The sequence below is a fragment of the Streptomyces djakartensis genome (assembly GCF_014651075.1).
Lineage (GTDB): Bacteria > Actinomycetota > Actinomycetes > Streptomycetales > Streptomycetaceae > Streptomyces > Streptomyces djakartensis.
Genome location: NZ_BMWE01000069.1, coordinates 1 through 711, shown reverse-complemented (window position 1 = coordinate 711; position 711 = coordinate 1). Strand labels below are relative to the sequence as shown.

Here is a 711-nt window from a genome sequence, read left to right as displayed (position 1 = left end):
TCATCGAAGCGAGCCAGCTCCTCTTCCACGGCCTCGGTCGGAATCTTGGCGAAGATCGGCGCGGGCTTAGGCACCACGGCGCCGACCTCGATTGCCTCGCTCTTCCACGGGTGCACGTTCACACCGAGCTCGTAATCGCCGGTGATAATCGGATACGTGAAGCCAGGCTTGTCGAGATCCTCGACTTCCTTGAGCTCAGGCAGCGGCGAGAAGGTGCCGGTGCCGCCGAGCGCCTCCCACACCTTCTGTGCGGAGTGCGGCAGGAACGGCGCGAGCAGGTGGTTCGCGTCAGACACGGCCTGAGCGGCCACGTGCAGCACGGTGCCGAGACGAGCCTGGTCGTCCTTAATCTTCCACGGTTCGGTGGCGGAAATGTACTTGTTGATGTCGCCGACCACACGCATCGCCTCGGACAGGGCGTGCTTCTGGTGGTGGGTTTCGATGGAGGAGCCGACCACGTCGAACGCGGCGGAAGCCTCTTCCAGAAGGCCACGGTCTTCGTTGGTCATCGAATCCTCGTCCAGCGGCGGAATCTCGCCGAAGTTCTTGTTGATGAGGTTGGCCACGCGGTTCACCAGATTGCCCCACGAGGAGGCGAGCTCCTCGTTGTTGTGGCGCACGAACTCGGCCCACGTGAAGTCGGAATCCGAGGATTCGGGGCCAGCCACGGAAATGTAGTAGCGCACGGCGTCCACGGGGTAGCGGGCGAGG

The 711-nt window shown here is 63.4% G+C and carries 1 protein-coding gene; it reads right to left on the bottom strand.

The window, feature by feature from the left end; genetic code table 11:
* Nucleotides 1-686 (bottom strand): class I tRNA ligase family protein (locus IE212_RS34500; protein ID WP_229864734.1); only part of this gene is annotated, 686 nt, incomplete at its 3' end.
* Nucleotides 687-711 lie beyond the last annotated feature (25 nt).